Source organism: Bacillus sp. SD127, assembly GCF_058566445.1.
The window spans coordinates 412605-432707 of the sequence record NZ_CP191226.1 but is presented as its reverse complement, the minus strand read 5'-3'; the positions used below and the strand labels follow the sequence as shown (position 1 = coordinate 432707).

Here is a 20103-nt window from a genome sequence, read left to right as displayed (position 1 = left end):
CTTTATGATAAATAATGAATGAGTGTTCAGTCAATAATTAAATTCCTGCTGTTCGGGCACACTACCTACAACTACGGAAAGGAGTGCCGGGATGAAGGTATTTTTCGTGATTCTCATCATTGTCATCATACTATTGGCTTTAATCCTGCTGGATATCTTTATGGGCCGCGCCGCATACCGAAAGAAAGCGTACGAGCCTGTTTTTTCAAAAAAGAAAAGTGATATCGAATTGATTCACTGCGGCGCTGATCTTGTTGAACGAATGATGGAAGATATACGCGATGCTGTCTCTTCCGTTCACGTGATGTTTTTCATTATGAAAAACGATGAGGTCAGCCACAATATGTTCACACTGCTGAAAACAAAAGCCCAGGCCGGCGTATCGGTTTATTTGCTTCTGGATTGGTCGGGCAGCCAAAAAATTAAAAAACCGGCGCTGGAGACAATGAAAAACGCCGGCGTTCACGTTCATTTTCTGAACCGGCCCCGTTTCCCTTATTTCTTTTTTCATATACAAAAACGAAATCACCGGAAAATTGCTGTGATGGATGGAAAAGTCGGCTATGTCGGCGGGTTTAACATTGGTGAGGAATACCTTGGGAAGAAGGCGAAGTTCGGCAATTGGGAGGATTATCATCTGCGTATGACGGGAGAAGGTGTCCGAGATCTTCAAACACTTTTTACAGCCGACCTGAAACGAAATACCGGATCAGCCGAACTGGGTCCGGATGTTTGGCCTGAGCTTCCCCAAGGGAATATCCCTCATAAGATTTATGCGACTGACGGCTATTCTCTTGAAAAAACGTATTTGGCAAATATCTCACAGGCGAAAGAGCGCATTACGATTTGCACGCCATATTATATTCCGACTAAACCGCTTCAGCAGGCCTTGGTCAAAGCAAGAAAAAACGGTGTAGACGTTACATTGATTGTGCCGATGAAATCAGATCACCCGCTGGTCAGAGAAGCTGCTTTTACATATTATTCGGACCTGCTGGATGCCGGCTGTCTCATCTACCGTTTTTACCAAGGGTTTTATCATGTGAAAGCCTTGATCATTGACGATCACTTCAGCATCATCGGCACAGCCAATTTTGATCAGCGCAGCCTGTTTTTAAATGAAGAGGTAAACGTTGAAATTGATGATGTTGCATTTACAAAAGAAGTCTATGCCACGATTGAAGAGGATATTAAAAAGTCGGAGCTGCTGACAAAAGAAAATTTCAAAAAGCGCACGTTCAGGCAGCGACCAGCGGAATGGCTCGGTAAAGCATTATCTTATTTTTTATAAAGGAGAGTTCCTATGATTTTCAGATTCGGGTTCGTCTCAAATGCGATGAGCCTTTGGGATGCGTCTCCCGCCAAAACACTGACATTCGCCCGTTATTCAAAGCTGCCCGAGGATGAGAGAAAAGAAGCCCTTTTGGCTGTGACGAAAGCCAACTTGCGCAATACCATGAGAACCCTTCACTATATCATCGGCCACGATATTCCATTGTACCGTTTTTCCAGCTCAATTGTGCCGCTGGCCACTCATCCTGACGTGATGTGGGACTTTGTGACGCCGTTTCGCAAGGAGTTCCGTGAGATTGGAGAGCTCGTGAAAAAATACAATCTGCGCACAAGCTTTCATCCTAACCAGTTTACCCTGTTTACTAGCCCTAAAGAATCCATTACAGCAAATGCAGTAACCGATATGGCTTATCACTACCGCATGCTTGAAGCGATGGGGATTGCAGACCGCTCAGTTATCAACATCCATATCGGCGGCGCTTACGGAAACAAAGAAAACGCTCTGAAACAATTTCATCAAAACATGAAAATGCTTCCGAAAGAGATCAAACAGCGGATGACGCTGGAAAATGACGATAAAACGTACACCACGGAAGAGACGCTTCAGGTCTGTGAACAAGAGAATGTTCCGTTTGTCTTTGATTTTCATCATTTTTACGCAAACTCGGATGATCATGCAGACCTGAATGAAGCACTGCCCCGGATGATCAACACATGGCAGCGGATCGGATTGCAGCCGAAGGTCCATCTTTCCTCTCCAAAATCGGAGCAAGCGGTGCGCAGCCATGCGGAATATGTAGACGCCAACTTCTTGCTGCCGCTTTTGGAGCGCTTCAGGCAATGGGGAACCAATATTGATTTTATGATCGAGGCGAAACAGAAGGACAAGGCGCTTCTCCGGCTGATGGATGAATTGAGCTCAATCCGCGGCGTGAAACGGATTGGCGGCGGCACTCTGCAATGGAAATCATAAGTGTGCAAAAACAGGTTTACAGTTTGTACACATTGGGAACATACGCTATATAAGACAAGAATCAATGGAGGAGAAAGAACATGAAAAACATCAAGTCTCTAAAAGTAGCCGCACAGGCATTTACTTTAAGAAATTTGATTCACCTATATAAAATGTGCCATTCCGGAAGCCACGAGGTTTATATTTACTCAAAGAAAACGATGTGCAAAATCAAAAGCTTAATCGAGCTGGAAACGTTCCGTATGGCTCATAATGAAAAAGAATATCTGATTGTGGTTGAAGGAACAAAAGCGTCTCAGCTGGTTGAAAAGTTTCAGAATATGATTGAGCCCGCTGAGAGAGAAGCGCTCTAACTTACATAAAAAAGGATAGACAGTGATGTCTATCCTTTTTCTTATGCTCGTTTATAATGCAGCTGCGCCGCCTGTCCAAATCGTTTCATATCGGTTAAACGCAGCTTTGTTTCGGTATTTTGTTCATGAAACAGCGGAATGCCGCTCCCCAATACAACCGGGATGACAGTGATGATGTATTCGTCGATGGCGTCCTCTTTCATAAAAGTATTCACCAGCTCTGCCCCGCCCGCGATCCAGATATTTAAGCCTTTTTGCTGTTTTAAGCGGCCGGTGAACGCTTTGATGTCTTCATCGATAAACATCACGTGTTTATCATGATAGCTGTCGGGCGTTTCTGTAAACACGTAGCATGTTTTATCCTGATACGGAAAATCGGGTGTGAGAATTTTGATGTGTTCGTATGTGCTCCGCCCTAAAATGACGGTATCAACAGTCTGATAAAATTCACTGTACCCGTTATCACCCTCGCCTTCAAATTCATCCAGCCAGTCGACGCTCCCATCCTCTCTCGCGATCATCCCGTCTAACGAAACAGCTATGTACAGCACATTTTTTCTATCCATACTCTCCTCCTATTGCTGCACCATCTCTCCGAACTGTGCATGATGCAGTCTGCTGTAAATACCGCCGGCTTCGATCAGTTCCTGATGCCGCCCTTGTTCCTCGATACCGTTTTTTGTCACGACGACAATTCTGTCCGCGTGTTTGATCGTCGCCAGTCTGTGGGCGATCACCAGCGTCGTGCGCCCCTCCGACAATTCTTGAAGCGCCTTTTGGATCGCCGCTTCTGTTTCCGTATCAAGGGCGGAAGTTGCCTCGTCCAGAATCAGGATAGATGGATTTTTCAAGAACATCCTCGCAATTGAAAGGCGCTGCTTTTGCCCGCCGGAAAGTTTTACGCCGCGTTCTCCGATGACAGTGTCCAATCCATCCGGCATGTTATTGACGAGTTCTTCCAAGTGAGCCTGCTTCACAGCCTGCCAGATTTCCTCTTCCGATGCATCCAAACGGCCATATGCAATATTCTCTCTCAGTGTGCCCGAGAATAAGAAAACATCCTGCTGCACAACGCCAATCTGCCCGCGCAAGGAAGACAGCGTCATGTCTTTAGTGCTGATGCCGTCAATGGTAATGTCGCCTTCTGACGCTTCATAAAAGCGCGGAAGCAGACTGCAAAGTGTTGATTTCCCCGCTCCGGACGGACCGACAAACGCTACCGTTTCCCCCGCCCGAATGGTCAGGTTAATGTCATGAAGGACATGTTGATTCTCATCATAGCCAAACGAAACATGCTGATAGCGGATATCACCTTTCAGTCCGGAAACGTCTCTCGCCTCAGGAGAATCCTGAATATCCGGCTCCGTCTCCATCAGTTCCATGTAGCTTTTAAAGCCGGCAATTCCCCGCGGATACATTTCAATAATGGCGTTAATTTTGTCAATCGGCCGAAACAGGACATTCGTTAATAGCACAAACGCCACAAATTCTCCGTATGACAAGGAGCCTCGGATGACAAACCACGTACCGCACAAGAGGACAAACAGCGTAACAAACCGTGTCAGCATATAGCTGATGGAGCCGTTTTTCGCCATGATTTTATATGACGACAGCTTAGTGATGCGGAATCGCTGATTGTTGACAGCAAAGCGCTCTTTTTCAAACGATTCATTGCCGAACGCCTGAACGAGCCGGATGCCGCCGATATTATTTTCTACCCGCGCACTGAAGTCTCCGATATCCTTGTTCAGCGTCGTAAACGCTTTGGTCATTTTTTTGTTGAAGTAAAGCGCAAGCCAAATGACAATCGGCATGATAATAAACGTCAGCAATGCCAGCTGCCAGTTGATAAACAGCATAACCCCGAACGCCCCGAGAATCGTCATAATGGCGATGAACAAATCTTCTGGACCGTGATGGGCGACTTCGCCGATGTACATTAAGTCGTTCGTCAGCTTCGACATTAACGTTCCCGTCTTGTTGTTGTCGTAAAATTTGAAGGACAGCTTTTGCAGATGGTCAAATAGCGACTTTCTCATATCGGTTTCAATATTGATTCCGAGCATATGCCCCCAATACGTGACGACATATTGAAGAGCCGAGCTGAGCGCGTAAACCGCGAACAATCCGATTGAGGTCGCGATGATCAGGCCCCAGTCTCTCCCCGGAAGCAAGGTATCAATAAAATAATTGACGATTAAAGGAAAACTCAGCTCCATTAAGCCTCCTGCGATCGCCGAGAAAAAGTCGAGAAAGAACAATGTTTTATATGGTTTATAATACGCAAAAAATTGCCGCAGCACCCTATCTTCCCCCAATGCATTAATAACTGATAAGATTTCTCAATTATACTATACACTGGCTGTTTTGAAAGACAGTATTTCTTTTTTCTTACAGAACACTTGAAAAGAGACGGGCAACTGATTCCTTTGTCCGGTCGGCCATTCCTCTTTTATAAAAGCCGACAGGGCTAAGCTTCTCACTTTCCAGCATATCCTCTTCGAAATGGTCTTCCAAGGTGCGGATCGCTTCGGCATCCGTGAAAAAAACGTTCACTTCAAAATTGAGCTGAAAGCTGCGCATATCCATGTTTGCGGTTCCGACTGAGGCGAGATCGCCGTCAATGATTATCACTTTTTGGTGCATGAAGCCTTTTTGATAGGAATACACCTCAATCCCTTCTAGAAGCAGCTCAGGGAAATACGATCTCGACGCGTATTGCGTTAAAAAGCTGTCATTCGTCTCCGGCACCATAATCCGCACCTGAACCCCTTTTGTCGCGGCGGCTTTCAAAGCCGTGCGGATGGATTCATTCGGGACAAAATAAGGCGTGGCGATCCACACAGATTTCTGCGCTGTAGAAATCATTTCATAGTAGAGGTCACTCATGCTTTCCTTCATGTCAGGCCCTGTCGCGACAATTTGATAAATGCCTCCTCCCTCCACGGGGACTGGCGTATTGTAGTCTTTTTGATCAATTAACACTTCATTAGAGACATATTCCCAATCCAGCATAAAGATGGCGTGAAGCGTTTGCACAATTTCTCCTTCCAGCCGCAGATGAGTGTCTCTCCAAAAACCGATAATCGGGTCTCGGCTGATATATTCCTTCCCGACATTCAATCCGCCGACAAAACCGACTTTCCCGTCTATGATCACGATTTTACGGTGATTTCGAAAATTCAATTTCTGATTGAAGAACCCGTATTTCAGCGGAGAAAAAGGAACGATGTCCACGCCCGCTTTTTTCATTTTCATAATATCTCTTCCTGCCAATTTGATGCTGCCCGCAGCGTCATATAAAAACCGCACCTCGACACCCTGACGCGCCTTTTCCATCATAATCTCCATCATGCCGCGCCCAAGCATGTCCGATTTGAACATGTAGTATTCGATATGCAGATAAGATTCCGCTTTCCGCATTGCTTTGAAAATATCAGGAAAGGTTTCTTCCCCGTTTTTCAAAACCTTCACCCTGCTTTTCGTGTTGATATTCATATGTGAAGCCCTGATGGAATAGGTAAAAAACCTTTCTTGATTGTCCTTCAATCCGGTCACTTCAGGCGTTTCCTCCATGTCAAACTGCTTTCGAAGCTTCTCCCTGTTGTACATTCGTTTTGTTTTAAACAGCTTTCCTTTTACATACAGCTGTCCGGAAAACAGATAAAACATGTAGCCCGCGATCGGAAAAAAGACTAGAATATGTATCCATAACAGCGTGTGCTGTGACGTTCGATTTTCAAGGATTAACGAATAAATGCTGAACAAAATAATGCCGGCATAGCAAAGCAATCCTCCGTAAAACTCAAGCCTGGAAACCGGAAAAACCCATATGACGTATGCCCCGATGAGCATGATATATAAAAAGAAAAACTCCAGTCTCCTTTTCAGCATTTGTCTCCTCTCCAATCCGATCCGATTACCTTCGTATTTCCTCTTATTTCTAACCTTTAAACCTTTCTATGAAAAAAGCCTCTCCGCGCACGGGGCGGAAAGGCTTACGAGGAGGCTTCCTGTGATTGGCCGGAAGTAAAGTTCTTGAGCAAATCTGGCTTCAGCGAGTAGCTGCTTTTGATTTTATGCTTAAAGAAGCCGACAGCCAATCCCGTGATGGCAATGGACAGGATGGAGCAGAGGCCTTTTTGCAAACCGACGGAAAAAATGCCGGCCAGCACAACGGCGAAATCGAAGGCGAAATTAACCGTTCCCGGATTCCACCCGTATCGCTTTTGCATAAATAAAGCGAGAATATTGGCGCCGCCAAGGGATGCCTGATGATAAAACATGAGCGACAGGCCGAACCCGATCAATGCTCCGCCGCAAATCGCGCCGGCAAACGGGGAAAAAGAGACGGGCGGAAGCCAGTGATCGACGCTTGTAAAAAAAGTCAGTGCTGTTACTGCAAATATGGTGGATAAAGTGAAGCTGGCACCCATTCTGATAAAAGAAAAGACATAAAACGGGATATTAATCAGAAAGAAGATAATAGCAAACGAGGAATGAAACACGTACGTCAAGCTTAGAGAAAGGCCGGCTGTGCCGCCGGTTAATACATGAGAACGTCTGAGAGTCAGGACCCCAGCGCTAGTGATGAGGCAGGCAGTTAAAATGAGGAACATCCGTTTCATTCTTCACTCTCCTTTTTCGAACATATTGTTATTTCCAAATACAAAAATATCAGTATTCCTTGCCGCCAAGCAATTGTCTTGTAAGAAAATATCTTAGGTTTTTATTTTTTCCTATAATGTGAAGAGAAGATGAGAAATCCCCCTTTTTGGCAAAGGGGGATGGTTTTACGGATGCTGTATGTGTCGTTTCGAACGCTTGCGATATACGACATAGCTGCGGGTCAGGTATTTGAGCGGCAGGCTGAACACGTGAACCAATCTCGTAAATGGCCACATGATAAAAATGACGTATCCCATGAGAATATGAAGCTTAAACCATAGCGGAACACTCTCCATTAAAGAAGCGTCCGGCCTCAACAAAAAGATCTGCCTGAACCACGGCCCGACGGTTGTCCGGTAATCGAATCCTTTCGAATCAACGTTGAGAAATGTGGCTGCAACGCCCGAGACCATCACAAACAGCAGCAAAAACAGCGTGAGAAAATCGGAGGGCGAGCTGGTTTTGCGGATTCTTTTGTCAAACAGCCTTCTGTATGTCAGGATGAAAAGTCCAATTACTGCAGCAATTCCCGCCGGCAAGCCGACGCCAATCGCCATTTTGTGATACACGTGTTCTGTGATGCCGATTGCACGATATACACCTTCGGGGATGAGAATGCCCATAACGTGTCCGCCGATAACAAACAGCATCCCCCAATGAAAGAGCGTGCTGCCCGCCGCAAGCTTTTTCTTTTCTAACAGTTCGCTTGATTTGGCGGTCCAGCCAAACTGGTCGTGCTGATAGCGGTAAATATGCCCGCCGATAAATATCGTCAATACCATATACGGCATGATGACCCACAGGATCTGCCCGCTCATGTCCGAACAGCTCCTTCGCTGCTTTCACACAAGCCGATTTCCTCAAGCGCGGTAAGCAGTGCATCCAGCAGTACGGCATATAAACTTTGGTTTTGATCTAAACGGGATGTCAGCTCCCGCAAATTAGACAGATACTTCTCAAATATGCTCTTGGCTTCCTTCATCTCCGCAATGGCGGCGAATTCCAGCATAAGCGGCAGGTAATCGGGAAGCTCTTTGTCTGTCGGGAGGAAACCGGATTGCTCATAAGTGTTCTTTAACTGCAGCAATTCAATGCCGCGTTCCCTTTGCTCGCCTGAGTTAAAGTAGGTGACATACATATTCGTTTTTTTCCCGAAGTCAAACGTGTATACATAATGTTCAATCAGGGCCTGCTGGGAAAAACATGCTGATGACTTTACAAAGTGAAGCAGTTTCTCCCGGATATGCTGATTTTCGATTTCATTGATCAGATTTTCCCATTCGGGATGTTCCGCTCTCCACTCTTCATCCGGATACGAAAGAAGATAAGAAAGAGCCGAGAATGTGATTTGCCGGTCTGTGGTGTTCATCGTGTTACACCTCATTTTTCTTTGGTTATATACAAGAGCCGGGACCGCCTGAAAATGATAAGCCGCAGCTCCCTTGTTCAGCGTATAAATCAGAAATGTCTTCACGGTGGCTGCTCGGAATCACAAATCGGTCATCGTATTTGGCGATCGCAAGCAGCCGATACATGTCTTCAATTTGCTGTTCTGTTAAGCCGACACTGGAGATCAGTGCCGGGTCGATGGATTTATTCGTCTGGACCGCTCTCATATACTGGCGCATGACAGACATTTTCTTTAATGTGGACCGAATATGATTTGTATCACCGGCCGTTAATAGCTGCGCCAAATAGTCAATCGGAATCCTCATTTGGTCGATAGCCGGAAAAATGTCTTCCGCTGTTTGCCGGCTTCCCTCTCCTTCAAAGAGATTCATGATCGGACTCAAAGGAGGAATGTACCAAACCATCGGCAATGTCCGATATTCCGGATGAAGCGGCAGGGCGATTTTCCAGTCGATGATCATCTTATAAATGGGCGATTGCTGTGCAGCCTCTATCCATTCTGTCGGGATGCCCTGTTCTTTTGCTTGTTTAGCAACCTCGGGATCATTCGGATCAAGAAACACTTCTAATTGAGAATGATAGAGATCCTTTTCATTTTCTGCAGATGCCGCTTCCTCCACCTTATCCGCGTCATACAGCATGACGCCCAAATAACGGATTCTCCCCACACATGTCTCTGAACAGATGGTCGGCAGTCCCGCCTCCAAACGCGGAAAGCAGAGTGTGCATTTTTCCGCTTTGTTCGTTTGCCAGTTAAAATAGACTTTTTTATAAGGACAGGATGAAACACAGTATCTCCATGAACGGCAGGCATTTTGATCCACGAGCACAATGCCGTCTTCCTCGCGTTTATACATGGCGCCGGACGGGCAGGACGAGACACATGCCGGGTTGATGCAGTGCTCACAAATGCGCGGCAGATACATCATAAAAACCTCATCGAATTCTGTCTTGATCGATTCCTCCATCTTTTGCACGTTTGGATCTTCAAGCCCCGTAATGTGGCCGCCCGCCAGATCATCCTCCCAGTTCGGCCCCCATTCAATATTCATAAAATCTCCTGTCAGCGACGATTTTGGCCGCGCTACGGGCTGATGTTTTTTCTGCGGACTGTTAGTCAGCGTTTCATAATCATAGTTCCAAGGCTCGTAGTAATCATCAATGGTTGGCTGATTCGGATTATAGAAAAGATTTGCAAGACGGTTGGTTTTCGGGCCTGATTTCAGCTCGAGCTTTCCTTTTTTTAAGGTCCAGCCGCCTTTATATTTGTCCTGATCCTCCCATTGCTTCGGATAGCCGATACCTGGCTTTGTTTCTACATTATTGAAATACATATATTCGGCACCGGAACGGTTTGTCCATGTGTTTTTGCAGGTCACGCTGCACGTGTGGCAGCCGATGCATTTATCTAAGTTCATGACCATTCCGATTTGCGCTTTAATCTTCAAGCCAATCGACCTCCTTCAGCTTGCGTATGACCACATTCAGATCGCGCTGATTCCCCGTAGGGCCATAGTAGTTAAAGCCGTAGCTGAGCTGGGCATAGCCGCCGATCATCTGTGTCGGCTTGACGTGAATCCTTGTTGGACTGTTATGGGTGCCTCCGCGGTTATTGGTCAGTTTTGTGCCGGGCACGTTGATGTGGCGGTCTTGGGCATGGTGCATAAACGCCATTCCTTTTGGTATCCGGTGAGACAGAACCGCTCTGGCTACGACAACACCATTTCGGTTAAAGCATTCAATCCAATCGTTGTCTTTGATATCCGCATCTGCCGCATCATCTTTATTCATCCATACTGTCGGCCCGCCGCGAAATAGCGTAAGCATCGGCAGAGAATCAAAATACATGCTGTGCACGGACCATTTATTATGCGGCGTTAAATAATTGAGAACGATTTCTTTGCCCTCTTGATCAGGCCGTTTACTCAGAAACGGACGATGCTGGAGGATCGGTTTAAAGGTCGCCATCGTTTCCCCGAACTCCCTCATCAGCTCATGATCGACATAATAGGATTGTCTGCCTGTCAGCGTACGCCAAGGGATTAATTTTTCCACATTTGTCGTAAACGGCGAGTATCTGCGTCCCCCTTTTTCCGAGCCTGTAAATGCCGGAGATGTGATCACCGTTTTGGGCTGAGCCGTGATTTGTTCGAACGTAAAGCATTCTTCCTCCCGCTCTTCAGCCAGATCTTTCAGCTTCAGATTCGTGATGTCTTCAAGCGATTCCCATGCTTTTACGGCAACTTTTCCATTCGACGTGGACGAAAGGGTTAAAACGGCTTCTGCCGCCTGCTTGGCCTCGCTTATATTCGGACATCCCTTTGCGACACTGTCTGTGGTGACTTCTCCCAGCCTTTTTTTGAGTGATTCGTATTCATCGGCAATCGACCAGCTCATGCCTTTTGTTCCGCTTGGTTTTAAGGCGGCGTTTGGGCCGAGCGCAGTCATTTTATGAAAGATTTGCTTGTAGTCCCTTTCAACGACTTGAATGTTCGGCATCGTTTTCCCCGGGACGGCTTCGCATTCGCCTTTGCTCCAGTCCTTGATTTTTCCGAGAGGCTGGGCCATTTCCTGCATGGTGTCATGAAGGAGCGGTGCGGCGACAGCTTCCTTTACCGGCTTCATATCAACTTCTTCCGCGAGATCGGAGACAGCTTTTGATAAAGCCTTGAAAATATCCCAGTCCGACTTCGATTCCCAAGGAGCCGAAATAGCCGGGGCAAAGGGGTGGATAAACGGATGCATATCAGTGCTGCTGAGATCGTGTTTTTCATACCATGTCGCCGCCGGAAGCACGATATCGGAATACAAGGCGGTACCGGCCATTCGGAAATCGAGATTGATTAACAAATCGAGCTTTCCTTCCGGTGCCTGCTCGCGCCATTTGATTTCTTCCGGACGGATGCTGTCGCTGTCGTCATTCATCAAGCCGTTCGTCGTTCCCAAGAGATGCTTGAGAAAATATTCATGCCCTTTTCCCGAACTGGAGATCAGATTCGCCCTCCACACGAACAGGTTTCTCGGAAAATTCGCTTCATTGTCAGGATCTTCAATGGCAAATTTCAGTTTTTTCTCTTGAAGCTGGCGGGCCACATAGTCAGCAACGTCTTTTGTTGTCTTCGCTCCCGCTTTTTCAGCTTCTTTGTACAGGTCAATTCCGTTTTTATCAAATGTCGGATAAGACGGAAGCCACCCGAGTCTTGCCGCCAGCACATTGTAGTCGGCGTGATGCTTGTAGCGGGAGGATGCCGCGATCGGAGATGCTAAGTCACTGACCGGCTGATCCTCGTAGCGCCACTGGTCAGTCGCAAAATAGAAAAAGGAAGTGCCGTTTTGCAGCTTTGGCGCCCCCTCCCAATCCTTAGCGTTGGCGATCGTCTGCCAGCCTTCAGCAGGGCGGAGTTTTTCCTGTCCCACATAATGAGCCCAGCCTCCGCCGTTTACGCCTTGGGCGCCTACCAGTAAAACAAGATTTAACACCGCCCGGTAGATCGTGTCTGAGTTGAACCAGTGGTTGATCCCCGCTCCTACGATAATCATGGACCGGCCCTCTGTATCGATCGCATTTTGAGCAAATTCCCTGGCAATGTTAATGACCATCTCTTTTTTGATCCCTGTCACCTGCTCCTGCCAGGCTGGCGTAAACGGCTCAGGATCGTCATACGAGCAGGCTGATTTTTCCCCGATACCCCGATTCACGCCGTAGTTAGCCAAAATCAAGTCAAATACGGTTGTGACATACACATCTTCATTGTCCAGCGCCAGTTTTTTTATAGGCAGATCTCGCTCAAGCACTCTGTTCCCCTCATTTGAGAAATAAGGGATTCGAACCGTGCCGATTTCGTCCTCTATGCCGAGCACCGAAAGCCGGGGTTCAATCGATTCGCCTGTTTCTTCATCTATCATGTGCAGGTTCCATTTCTTTTGGCCGTCCCAGCGGGAGCCCATTGTTCCTTGCGGGATCGCGAATGCGCTTGTACGTTCATTCCACATCGCAGGCTTCCACTGATCATGCTCCGTCTGCCGCCCGATGTCCTTTGCATGAAGAAAACGCCCGGCCGTATACACGCCATCCTCTTTAGTTAGAGTGACAAAGAACGGGAAATCCGTATATTGCTTTGCATACTCTATGAAACGCTCTGTCTTCTGATTAACGTAAAACTCCTGCAGGATCACATGACCCATCGCCATCGCAAGCGCGCCGTCTGTTCCTTGGCGGATGCTCAGCCAGTCATCTGCAAATTTAGAGGATTCCGCGAAATCCGGGCTGATTGAGATGACCTTAGCGCCTTTATAGCGGGCTTCTGCCAAAAAATGCGCATCCGGCGTCCTCGTTAACGGCACATTGGAGCCCCATGTGATGATATAGCCTGAGTTGTACCAATCACTGCTTTCCGGGACGTCTGTCTGGTCGCCCCAGATTTGCGGGGATGCCGGGGGAAGATCCGCATACCAATCATAGAAACTGAGCATAGGGCCGCCAATCAAAGACATAAACCGCGAGCCTGACGCATGGCTGATCATAGACATAGCCGGAATCGGAGAAAACCCGATATTCCGGTCAGGGCCGTATGTTATAACCGTATACAGCAAAGAAGCAGAAATCAGCTTCAGCACCTCCGGCCATTCAGCGCGCACAAAGCCGCCCTTTCCCCGCGCCTGTTTATAGGACTTCGCTTTATCCGGATTTTCAACGATCGATTTCCATGCTTCCAAAGGGTTTTGATGAGCCTGCAATGCTTCCCGCCACAAATTGATCAGCACACCGCGCACGTACGGATATTTCACACGGAGCGGGCTGTAAATATACCATGAAAAACTGGCCCCCCGCGGACAGCCTCTCGGTTCGAAATCAGGCATATCCGGGCCTGTTGACGGATAATTCAAATTTTGCCCTTCCCACGTGACGATGCCGTTTTTCACGTATATATTCCAGCTGCAGGACCCTGTGCAGTTGACACCGTGGGTGGAGCGGACGACCTTATCGTACTGCCATCTGTTTCTGTATACATTCTCCCAATCACGATCTTCATAGGTTGTTTGGCTATGTTTATTTGATTGATGCTCAATAGGAGAGAAATAGTTTAATCTCCTAAACAACGGACTCATTTTCTTTTTTTTCATGAATATTTCACTCCTTCCGAGTCAGGTATTCTAAATTCACTATATACAGAGGCAGGATGTTTCCTTGTGAACTATGTCACACACTCCCCTTTTTTCACAGAAAGTTCACATGAGGAAGAAGGAATGGACTTTCACAGGATGTGATGAAGGCGGCGTTCAGGCAGGACGCCTGAGTCATTAGCCGTCTTTCATTCAAAGATCAAAAACCCGGTTCCTTTTAGGAATCGGGCTCAGCGTTTTCGTCCTGAGATCTATGCATGTATCGCAAAAACAGCTCATAAGAGAAAAAGACATTTTGCTGGAGCATCACCAGAAAATTCATTTGCAGCTGCGGATAATAGGACATGATTTTCTTTAATATGTAAAAAGGGATATTGAGCATAAGAATGTCTTCGGATGTTCGGACTGAAATGAATGGAGATAAAAACATCCCGCCTTTTTGATCGATGGGAAACACATCGCCTTTTTCCCACAGCGCAACGGTTTGCGACCCTTCAGGCAGCCTGCTGTCAATAAAACGAATACTGCCTTTTAATACAATATAAATGGATTGAGAATGGAGAAAAGATGGATCCTGATCACATGAACCGCGGATAAACGTCCCGTTATTCAGCAATGTTTCGACAATGGATAGAGGCACTTCATTAAACATAGGAAGTTGTTTCAAAAAAAATAAATAGTCACACTGATTCATAGGGAAGCCTCCTGTGCTAAGGATAGCTTTAGTGTAGCCCGGCCGATCCATGACAGCAGTGATGTATTTCACAGATGATATGATGAATGTCACTTATTGGCGGTATTTTTGCTTTTATAATGAAACAAGAAAGGAGTGTTTCGATGAAGGCGCTTATTCCGAAGCAGCACGGCGCTTGGGCCATGCTGCTGATTCCGTTTTGCCTCGGTATGGTGAAGGGAGGAGCGGTTCTTTGGCATATACCCCTATTTTTAGGCTGGCTTTTTCTTTATTTGGCTGTTTATCCTGTTACGCTGGCATTAAAAAAGAAACAAATCAAACCCTATCAAAAGTGGATAATTTCTTACAGTTTTCCAGCCTGCAGCTTTTTGCTTGCCGCCGTCATCCATAAGCCGTCTTTTATCTGGCTTGCCTTTTCTTTGCTGCCGCTGTTTCTCATTCATGTGTATTATGCCCGGCAAAAAAATGAACGAGCGCTGCTGAATGATTTTGCGGGCGTCTTATTCTTTTGTACAGGCGGACTCGCCAGCTGCTGGCTGGGGACGGAGACTCTTGACGGCTGGGCATGGTTTATTTTCGCACAATCTGCTTTGTTTTTTATCGGAAGTTCATTTTATGTGAAGTCGGTGATCCGGGAGAAGAATAATAGAGTATTTGCTTACTGGTCGTGGGGCTATCACCTGATCCTCCCCTTACTTTCCGCAGCTCTCGGAGGTGGATGGGCCGTTCTCGCCTTTATCCCCAGCAGTTTGCGTGCATGGTTTTTTCACGGAAAGAAGTGGCCTGTTCAAACGATCGGCATACTTGAAATCGTCAATGCGTGCTTCTTTTTCGCCATCATGTGTATTTGGCTAACAAGATAAAAACAAGGACATATTGCTGTCCTTGTTTCCTCTTAATCAATATTACAAATCTCTAACGGGCAATTTTCGCACTCAATCTCACACCGTAAATAGTCCCGCTGATGCAGTACAATCTTTCCGGAATCCTCTATTGAAATAACCCCTTGTTTGCGGAGATCCCCCAGCATGCGGTTGACGCTCTCTCTTGCAGCCGCGCAAAATTTTGCCAAATCCTGGTTTGTCAGGGCAATGTTAATGAGAATACCGTCACTCCGGTTCACCCCATAGCTGTTTGACAAGCGGATGAGGGTGGAGTAGAGCGCCCCTTTTTTGCCATGAAGAAGAAGGTCTCTGATTTTGGATTGAATTTTGCGCAAATGGGTGCTCATCCATTTCATAAATTCAAATGTCAAAGCACCGTTGTGGATAAGTTCCTTTTCAAGTCTGCTTTTATTGATGACGAGCACTTCGCCATCCTCCAGCACTTTTGCACTGAGCATATATCTCGGTTCTTCTGTGAAAAGTGTTAATTCACCGACAATATCATTTTTTTGACAGATTCTAAGCGTCAGGTCTTTGCCGTCAGCCGTCAGCTTCCCGATTTCAATGAGTCCTGACTGAATCAGATAAAGCTCTTCTGCATCCATTCCTTCTCGAAACAGGTATGTGTGTTTTTTGATTTTTCTTTTTGTGCTGATGGATTCCAGCAATTGATGAAGATCACTGGAAATAAGATCCTTATCAGATGTTCGAACAGAGAGAAAGTTCATAAGCTCACCTCGAAGAAAAGTCACGTTGTGTATCTATTGTAACGTGAAATCATTTGCGCTTTTCAGAAAAAACTTACAATCTCGTGAATTCCCCAATCGCCGGCGGCCCGTCAGTTTACGCTGTGCCCGCTTCTCTCTGTGTGTGTTTTCATTCTTTCCTGCCAATACATCCATATGACAATGACAAAGCTTGCTAACGCGACTTCCGAAAGCGCCATAAATCCGATGGCGTATTGTCCCGTCGCCTGAAATACACTCGCCAGAATCAGCGGAGGGAAAAAGCCGCCTAATCCGCCCATGGCAGACACAACTCCGTTGGCGATTCCCGCCTGCTTAGAAAAATAGAAAGGAACCAGTTTAAAAACCGTCCCGTTTCCAATCCCGGAGCACACCGCAACCGTTAACGCCCCAAAGGCATAAATGCCGATCGTCGGCGAAAACGACAGGATGACGCCCGATAATGTCAGGCCGGCAAAGACAAACATCAGGATGCGGAGCGGACTCACTTTATCAGCCAGCCACCCGCCCGCCGGCCTGAGCAGCGTGGATACAGCAATAAAACCTGCCGTCCGCAGCCCGGCATCCGCAGGACTCAGATCAAACTGCTCAACAAGAAAGTTTGGCAGATAGATTGTAAAAGCGACAAAGGCGCCAAACGTAATAAAATAAAAGAGACTCAGAAACCACAGCACATGATTTCGGTAAACGGCTTTGATTTGAGTCTTTACGGACACCTTCACTTTCTTCTCATGCCGGTCACCGAAGAAAAAGTGCAGCAAAGCAAATAAAGCCAACAGAGCCATATACATTTGCACCGTACTTTTCCACCCCGCCGCTTGAGCAATCACGGGAGCTGCAAATGTAGTGATCGCGGTTCCGATATTCCCGGCACCGTAAATACCGTTTACAACGCCATGTTTTTCTTTAGGATAGTACTTCGGAAGAGATGTAACCCCAATGGAAAAAACGGCTCCCCCAATCCCTAAGAAAAAACCGCCCGCGATTAAATCAAACAGGGAATCTGCAATACTGATCCAAAATACAGGGAATAAAAGCAATATAAAGCTGATCATAAAAATGATCCGCGCGCCAAACCTGTTGGTCAAATACCCCAGCGGAATGCGGAGAAGCGATCCTAATATAACGGGTATGGCCGTTACCAAGGAAATTTCGCCTTTGCTCAAATGAATATCTAATGTGATTTGGGAAATAAGTGACGAAATCAGCACCCAAACCATAAACCCTGCCACCAAGCTTAATGACTGCAGCGATAATTGAAAGTGTTGACGGTTAATCATTCGGCTTGCCCCTTTCACTGATTCAATAATCAGCCTTATCATACAAAAACTCGGCGAGGAAGATTGTGAACTATATCACACGATTTTTTAACAAAAAAGGACAAAGCCCTCTGGCTTTGTCCTTTCAGCTTGATTACATTTTTTCAGGAGCCGATACGCCGATCAATTGAAGCGCGTTGTTCAGCGTGATTTGCGTTGCTTTCATTAAAGCTAAGCGCGCACGGCTTTTCTCTTCGTTTTCAGGGTCGATGACTTTCTCCGCATTGTAGAAGCTGTGCAGAGCTGAAGCCAAGTCATAAATATAATTCGTCACACGGTGCGGAATTCGTTTTTCCGCCGCTTCCGCCACTGCCTCTGGGAAGCCGCCGATTGTTTTCAGCAGATCATATTCTTTTTCTGATTGAATAGGGCTGAAATCTAGATCCGCCGCCGGTGTGAGTCCTTGTTCTTCCCCTTGGCGAAGCATGCTGCAAATGCGGGCATGTGCGTATTGCGCATAATACACAGGGTTTTCGTTAGATGTTGATACAGCAAGATCCAAGTCAAAATCCATATGCGTATCAGCGCTGCGCATCGCGAAGAAATAACGCACGGCATCAAGGCCGACTTCGTCAATCAGGTCGCGCATCGTTACCGCTTTCCCCGTCCGTTTGCTCATTTTCATTTTCTCGCCGTTTTTGTAAAGGTGCACGAGCTGAATGATTTCTACTTCCAACGTTCCTTTTTCATAGCCAAGCGCTTCGATTGCCGCTTTCATACGCGGGATGTAGCCGTGGTGGTCGGCGCCCCATACGTTGACCAGCTTATCAAAGCCGCGGTCAAGCTTGTCCTTATGGTAGGCGATATCAGGAAGCAGGTATGTGTATGTGCCGTCCTTTTTGATCAGTACTCGGTCTTTGTCATCTCCGAACGTTGTGGAACGGAACCAAGTCGCACCGTCTTCCTCATAGACATGGCCTTTCTCACGCAGCGCGTCCAGCGCCTTATCGATTTTTCCGTTTTGGTACAGTGATGTTTCAGAATACCACACGTCAAACGGCACGCGGAAGTTTTCCAAGTCTACGCGAAGCTTCTCCAGCTCGTATTTCAAACCGTACTCACGGAAAAATGCGAGGCGTTCGCTTTCTTCTTCGTTGACGAAACGGTCGCCGTATTCCTCAGCGAGACGCTTTCCGATTGAAATGATATCCTCACCGCGGTAGCCGTCCTCCGGCATCGGTTTTTCCAGTCCAAGCGCTTCAAAGTAACGGACTTCTACAGAAAGCGCCAGGTTGTTAATCTGGTTTCCGGCATCGTTAATGTAGTATTCGCGGCTCACATCGTAACCCGCTTTTGCAAGCACATTGCACAAGGAATCGCCGACAGCCGCACCGCGCGCGTGGCCTAAGTGAAGGTCCCCCGTCGGATTTGCAGATACGAATTCCACTTGAACGCGTTCGCCGTTTCCGATGTTTGTTTCTCCATACGCGTCTCCCGCTTCCAATACAGACGGGATCAGCTTCGTTAAATATTGATTGTTCATATAGAAATTGATAAAACCAGGACCGGCGATATCAAGCTTTTCAATAGAAGCCTTTCCTTTATCAAAAGAAGCGACAATTTCCTCAGCGATTTGGCGCGGCGCTTTTTTCGCGATTCTCGCGAGCTGCATCGCCATATTTGTTGAATAATCGCCGTGTGTTTTATCCTTCGGTGTTTCTAAAATGACATTTGGAATCTGGCTTTCTTCAGCCAGTCCCGCTTTCAGAACGGCTGCTCTGATTTCTTCTTTCAGCACGTCCTTCATTTGTTCCGCAATGTTCATGCGTGAGTTCCTCCCTCATACGTGATCGTCATATTATGTAAATGCTGCTGCTCGTCTCCGACATGCATATCATATGCGATACTGATACGGCCTTGTTCTTCGCCGAGATCAGATTGAATCGATTTTGTGCTCGTTTTCAGCTCAAGCTCACCAAATGACATTTTATATTTGGCGATTGTGGAAGCTCCAGTTACGAAACGCTGGTTCATTTTGACAGCGCCTGATCTCATGACAAGCACTTCGCCTTCGCTTACTTTTACAATCGTTTTCACTTTGCCTAAGTCGTGTTCTTCATAATAAGATAGATACACTTTATTCTGTTTCACATAGTAAAATCCGGTAGTGCGGAATTCGATCACTTCTTCGTTTCCGTCATCCTCGATCACAGATTTCACATGGATTGTTATCGGTGTCTCTTGCTTCATTCTGACACGTCCTTTTCATCTTTCCACTTTGACTTGAATAGTATAATCATTCGGTTTGTAAACTTCAACTGCTTCTATCTTACCATCATTGCTCATCAGATTTGAAGATAAACCTCAGAAAAAGCAATTCCTTTATAGAAGAGAAAATCATACCACTGATTACCTTTAGGAAATATTACATTTTTCCGAATTCTACCGTTTACAATTCACATTTTCTTCAAAATATATGTATTGAAATGGTAATTTGATAGTTTTAATATAAAAGTACATCAAAGATCTGCTAGAAAAACAAAAAAAGGGAGGATTCAATTATGAAAAAAGCTGTCATTGTAGAAAACAAAGGTTGCGCGACATGTTCAATCGGAGCCGCTTGTTTAGTGGACGGACCTATCCCTGATTTTGAAATTGCCGGTGCAACAGGTCTATTCGGTCTCTGGGGATAAGGTTCT

At 46.4% G+C, this 20103-nt stretch carries 18 protein-coding genes; 5 read left to right on the top strand and 13 right to left on the bottom strand.

Going from position 1 to position 20103, the window contains the following annotated elements; all coding sequences use genetic code 11:
* Positions 1-91: 91 nt before the first annotated feature.
* From cls (ACQVGS_RS02255) to ACQVGS_RS02245, 3 genes are all read left to right on the top strand, one after another.
* Complete coding sequence (gene cls, locus ACQVGS_RS02255) at positions 92-1291, top strand: cardiolipin synthase (protein ID WP_106019723.1); 1200 nt, start codon at positions 92-94, stop codon at positions 1289-1291.
* Positions 1292-1303: 12 nt separating this feature from the next.
* Complete coding sequence (gene uvsE, locus ACQVGS_RS02250) at positions 1304-2266, top strand: UV DNA damage repair endonuclease UvsE (protein WP_095712803.1); 963 nt, start codon at positions 1304-1306, stop codon at positions 2264-2266.
* Between the two features lie 80 nt (positions 2267-2346).
* Positions 2347-2619: a hypothetical protein gene (locus ACQVGS_RS02245; RefSeq protein WP_010332264.1), complete on the top strand. Its 273-nt coding sequence runs from the start codon at positions 2347-2349 to the stop codon at positions 2617-2619.
* Positions 2620-2660: 41 nt separating this feature from the next.
* Here the strand turns inward: ACQVGS_RS02245 and ACQVGS_RS02240 are convergent, their stop codons facing one another.
* The 9 genes from ACQVGS_RS02240 to ACQVGS_RS02200 form a co-directional block, all read right to left on the bottom strand.
* Complete coding sequence (locus tag ACQVGS_RS02240) at positions 2661-3185, bottom strand: dihydrofolate reductase family protein (RefSeq protein WP_106019724.1); 525 nt, start codon at positions 3183-3185, stop codon at positions 2661-2663.
* A gap of 9 nt (positions 3186-3194) precedes the next feature.
* Entirely contained in the window at positions 3195-4922 is a 1728-nt protein-coding gene (locus tag ACQVGS_RS02235; protein ID WP_095712801.1) for an ABC transporter ATP-binding protein, read from the bottom strand.
* Between the two features lie 88 nt (positions 4923-5010).
* On the bottom strand, positions 5011-6513 hold the full coding sequence (gene cls, locus ACQVGS_RS02230) for a cardiolipin synthase (RefSeq protein ID WP_263463466.1): 1503 nt from the start codon (positions 6511-6513) through the stop codon (positions 5011-5013).
* A gap of 104 nt (positions 6514-6617) precedes the next feature.
* Positions 6618-7247, bottom strand: coding sequence for a YitT family protein (locus ACQVGS_RS02225; protein WP_491830847.1), 630 nt, complete (start codon positions 7245-7247; stop codon positions 6618-6620).
* A gap of 165 nt (positions 7248-7412) precedes the next feature.
* A complete protein-coding gene (narI, locus tag ACQVGS_RS02220; RefSeq protein WP_101859809.1) occupies positions 7413-8105 on the bottom strand; it encodes a respiratory nitrate reductase subunit gamma in 693 nt (230 codons plus the stop codon).
* Complete coding sequence (gene narJ, locus ACQVGS_RS02215; RefSeq protein WP_106019727.1) at positions 8102-8656, bottom strand: nitrate reductase molybdenum cofactor assembly chaperone; 555 nt, start codon at positions 8654-8656, stop codon at positions 8102-8104. Before narJ ends, narI begins: the two co-directional genes overlap by 4 nt.
* 25 nt (positions 8657-8681) lie before the next feature.
* Entirely contained in the window at positions 8682-10145 is a 1464-nt protein-coding gene (narH, locus tag ACQVGS_RS02210; RefSeq protein ID WP_024123204.1) for a nitrate reductase subunit beta, read from the bottom strand.
* The gene (locus tag ACQVGS_RS02205) at positions 10135-13821 is read right to left on the bottom strand and encodes a nitrate reductase subunit alpha (protein WP_491830844.1); all 3687 of its coding nucleotides are present in this window, start codon (positions 13819-13821) and stop codon (positions 10135-10137) included. The genes narH and ACQVGS_RS02205 overlap by 11 nt, the downstream gene beginning before the upstream one ends.
* A 217-nt stretch (positions 13822-14038) precedes the next feature.
* On the bottom strand, positions 14039-14515 hold the full coding sequence (locus ACQVGS_RS02200; RefSeq protein WP_024123206.1) for a cyclic nucleotide-binding domain-containing protein: 477 nt from the start codon (positions 14513-14515) through the stop codon (positions 14039-14041).
* A gap of 143 nt (positions 14516-14658) precedes the next feature.
* Here ACQVGS_RS02200 and ACQVGS_RS02195 point away from each other — a divergent pair, with 143 nt between their 5' ends.
* Positions 14659-15378 (top strand): YwiC-like family protein, encoded by a 720-nt coding sequence (locus ACQVGS_RS02195; RefSeq protein WP_101859806.1) that lies wholly within the window; start codon positions 14659-14661, stop codon positions 15376-15378.
* 32 nt (positions 15379-15410) lie between these two features.
* Here the strand turns inward: ACQVGS_RS02195 and fnr are convergent, their stop codons facing one another.
* The 4 genes from fnr to ACQVGS_RS02175 form a co-directional block, all read right to left on the bottom strand.
* Positions 15411-16127 (bottom strand): fumarate/nitrate reduction transcriptional regulator Fnr, encoded by a 717-nt coding sequence (gene fnr, locus ACQVGS_RS02190; RefSeq protein ID WP_101859805.1) that lies wholly within the window; start codon positions 16125-16127, stop codon positions 15411-15413.
* A 110-nt stretch (positions 16128-16237) separates the two neighbouring features.
* Positions 16238-17425, bottom strand: coding sequence for a nitrate/nitrite transporter (locus ACQVGS_RS02185; protein ID WP_024123209.1), 1188 nt, complete (start codon positions 17423-17425; stop codon positions 16238-16240).
* Positions 17426-17558: 133 nt separating this feature from the next.
* Positions 17559-19229, bottom strand: coding sequence for an arginine--tRNA ligase (gene argS / locus ACQVGS_RS02180; RefSeq protein WP_106021906.1), 1671 nt, complete (start codon positions 19227-19229; stop codon positions 17559-17561).
* Positions 19226-19654, bottom strand: a complete 429-nt coding sequence (locus tag ACQVGS_RS02175; RefSeq protein WP_024123211.1) for a YwiB family protein — start codon at positions 19652-19654, stop codon at positions 19226-19228. Before ACQVGS_RS02175 ends, argS begins: the two co-directional genes overlap by 4 nt.
* Positions 19655-19965: 311 nt before the next feature.
* On the opposite strand from ACQVGS_RS02175, the gene sboA reads away from it, so the two are divergent.
* A complete protein-coding gene (sboA, locus tag ACQVGS_RS02170) occupies positions 19966-20097 on the top strand; it encodes a subtilosin A (RefSeq protein WP_003222002.1) in 132 nt (43 codons plus the stop codon).
* The last annotated feature ends 6 nt before the right edge of the window (positions 20098-20103 follow it).

Bases quoted from the DNA above. Each gene is read 5' to 3' on its own strand.
- cls (WP_106019723.1), top strand. From the start codon at position 92: ATGAAGGTATTTTTCGTGATTCTCATCATTGTCATCATACTATTGGCT.
- uvsE (WP_095712803.1), top strand. From the start codon at position 1,304: ATGATTTTCAGATTCGGGTTCGTCTCAAATGCGATGAGCCTTTGGGAT.
- ACQVGS_RS02245 (WP_010332264.1), top strand. From the start codon at position 2,347: ATGAAAAACATCAAGTCTCTAAAAGTAGCCGCACAGGCATTTACTTTA.
- ACQVGS_RS02240 (WP_106019724.1), bottom strand. From the start codon at position 3,185: ATGGATAGAAAAAATGTGCTGTACATAGCTGTTTCGTTAGACGGGATG.
- cls (WP_263463466.1), bottom strand. From the start codon at position 6,513: ATGCTGAAAAGGAGACTGGAGTTTTTCTTTTTATATATCATGCTCATC.
- ACQVGS_RS02225 (WP_491830847.1), bottom strand. From the start codon at position 7,247: ATGAAACGGATGTTCCTCATTTTAACTGCCTGCCTCATCACTAGCGCT.
- narI (WP_101859809.1), bottom strand. From the start codon at position 8,105: ATGAGCGGGCAGATCCTGTGGGTCATCATGCCGTATATGGTATTGACG.
- narJ (WP_106019727.1), bottom strand. From the start codon at position 8,656: ATGAACACCACAGACCGGCAAATCACATTCTCGGCTCTTTCTTATCTT.
- ACQVGS_RS02205 (WP_491830844.1), bottom strand. From the start codon at position 13,821: ATGAAAAAAAAGAAAATGAGTCCGTTGTTTAGGAGATTAAACTATTTC.
- ACQVGS_RS02200 (WP_024123206.1), bottom strand. From the start codon at position 14,515: ATGAATCAGTGTGACTATTTATTTTTTTTGAAACAACTTCCTATGTTT.
- ACQVGS_RS02195 (WP_101859806.1), top strand. From the start codon at position 14,659: ATGAAGGCGCTTATTCCGAAGCAGCACGGCGCTTGGGCCATGCTGCTG.
- fnr (WP_101859805.1), bottom strand. From the start codon at position 16,127: ATGAACTTTCTCTCTGTTCGAACATCTGATAAGGATCTTATTTCCAGT.
- ACQVGS_RS02185 (WP_024123209.1), bottom strand. From the start codon at position 17,425: ATGATTAACCGTCAACACTTTCAATTATCGCTGCAGTCATTAAGCTTG.
- argS (WP_106021906.1), bottom strand. From the start codon at position 19,229: ATGAACATTGCGGAACAAATGAAGGACGTGCTGAAAGAAGAAATCAGA.
- ACQVGS_RS02175 (WP_024123211.1), bottom strand. From the start codon at position 19,654: ATGAAGCAAGAGACACCGATAACAATCCATGTGAAATCTGTGATCGAG.
- sboA (WP_003222002.1), top strand. From the start codon at position 19,966: ATGAAAAAAGCTGTCATTGTAGAAAACAAAGGTTGCGCGACATGTTCA.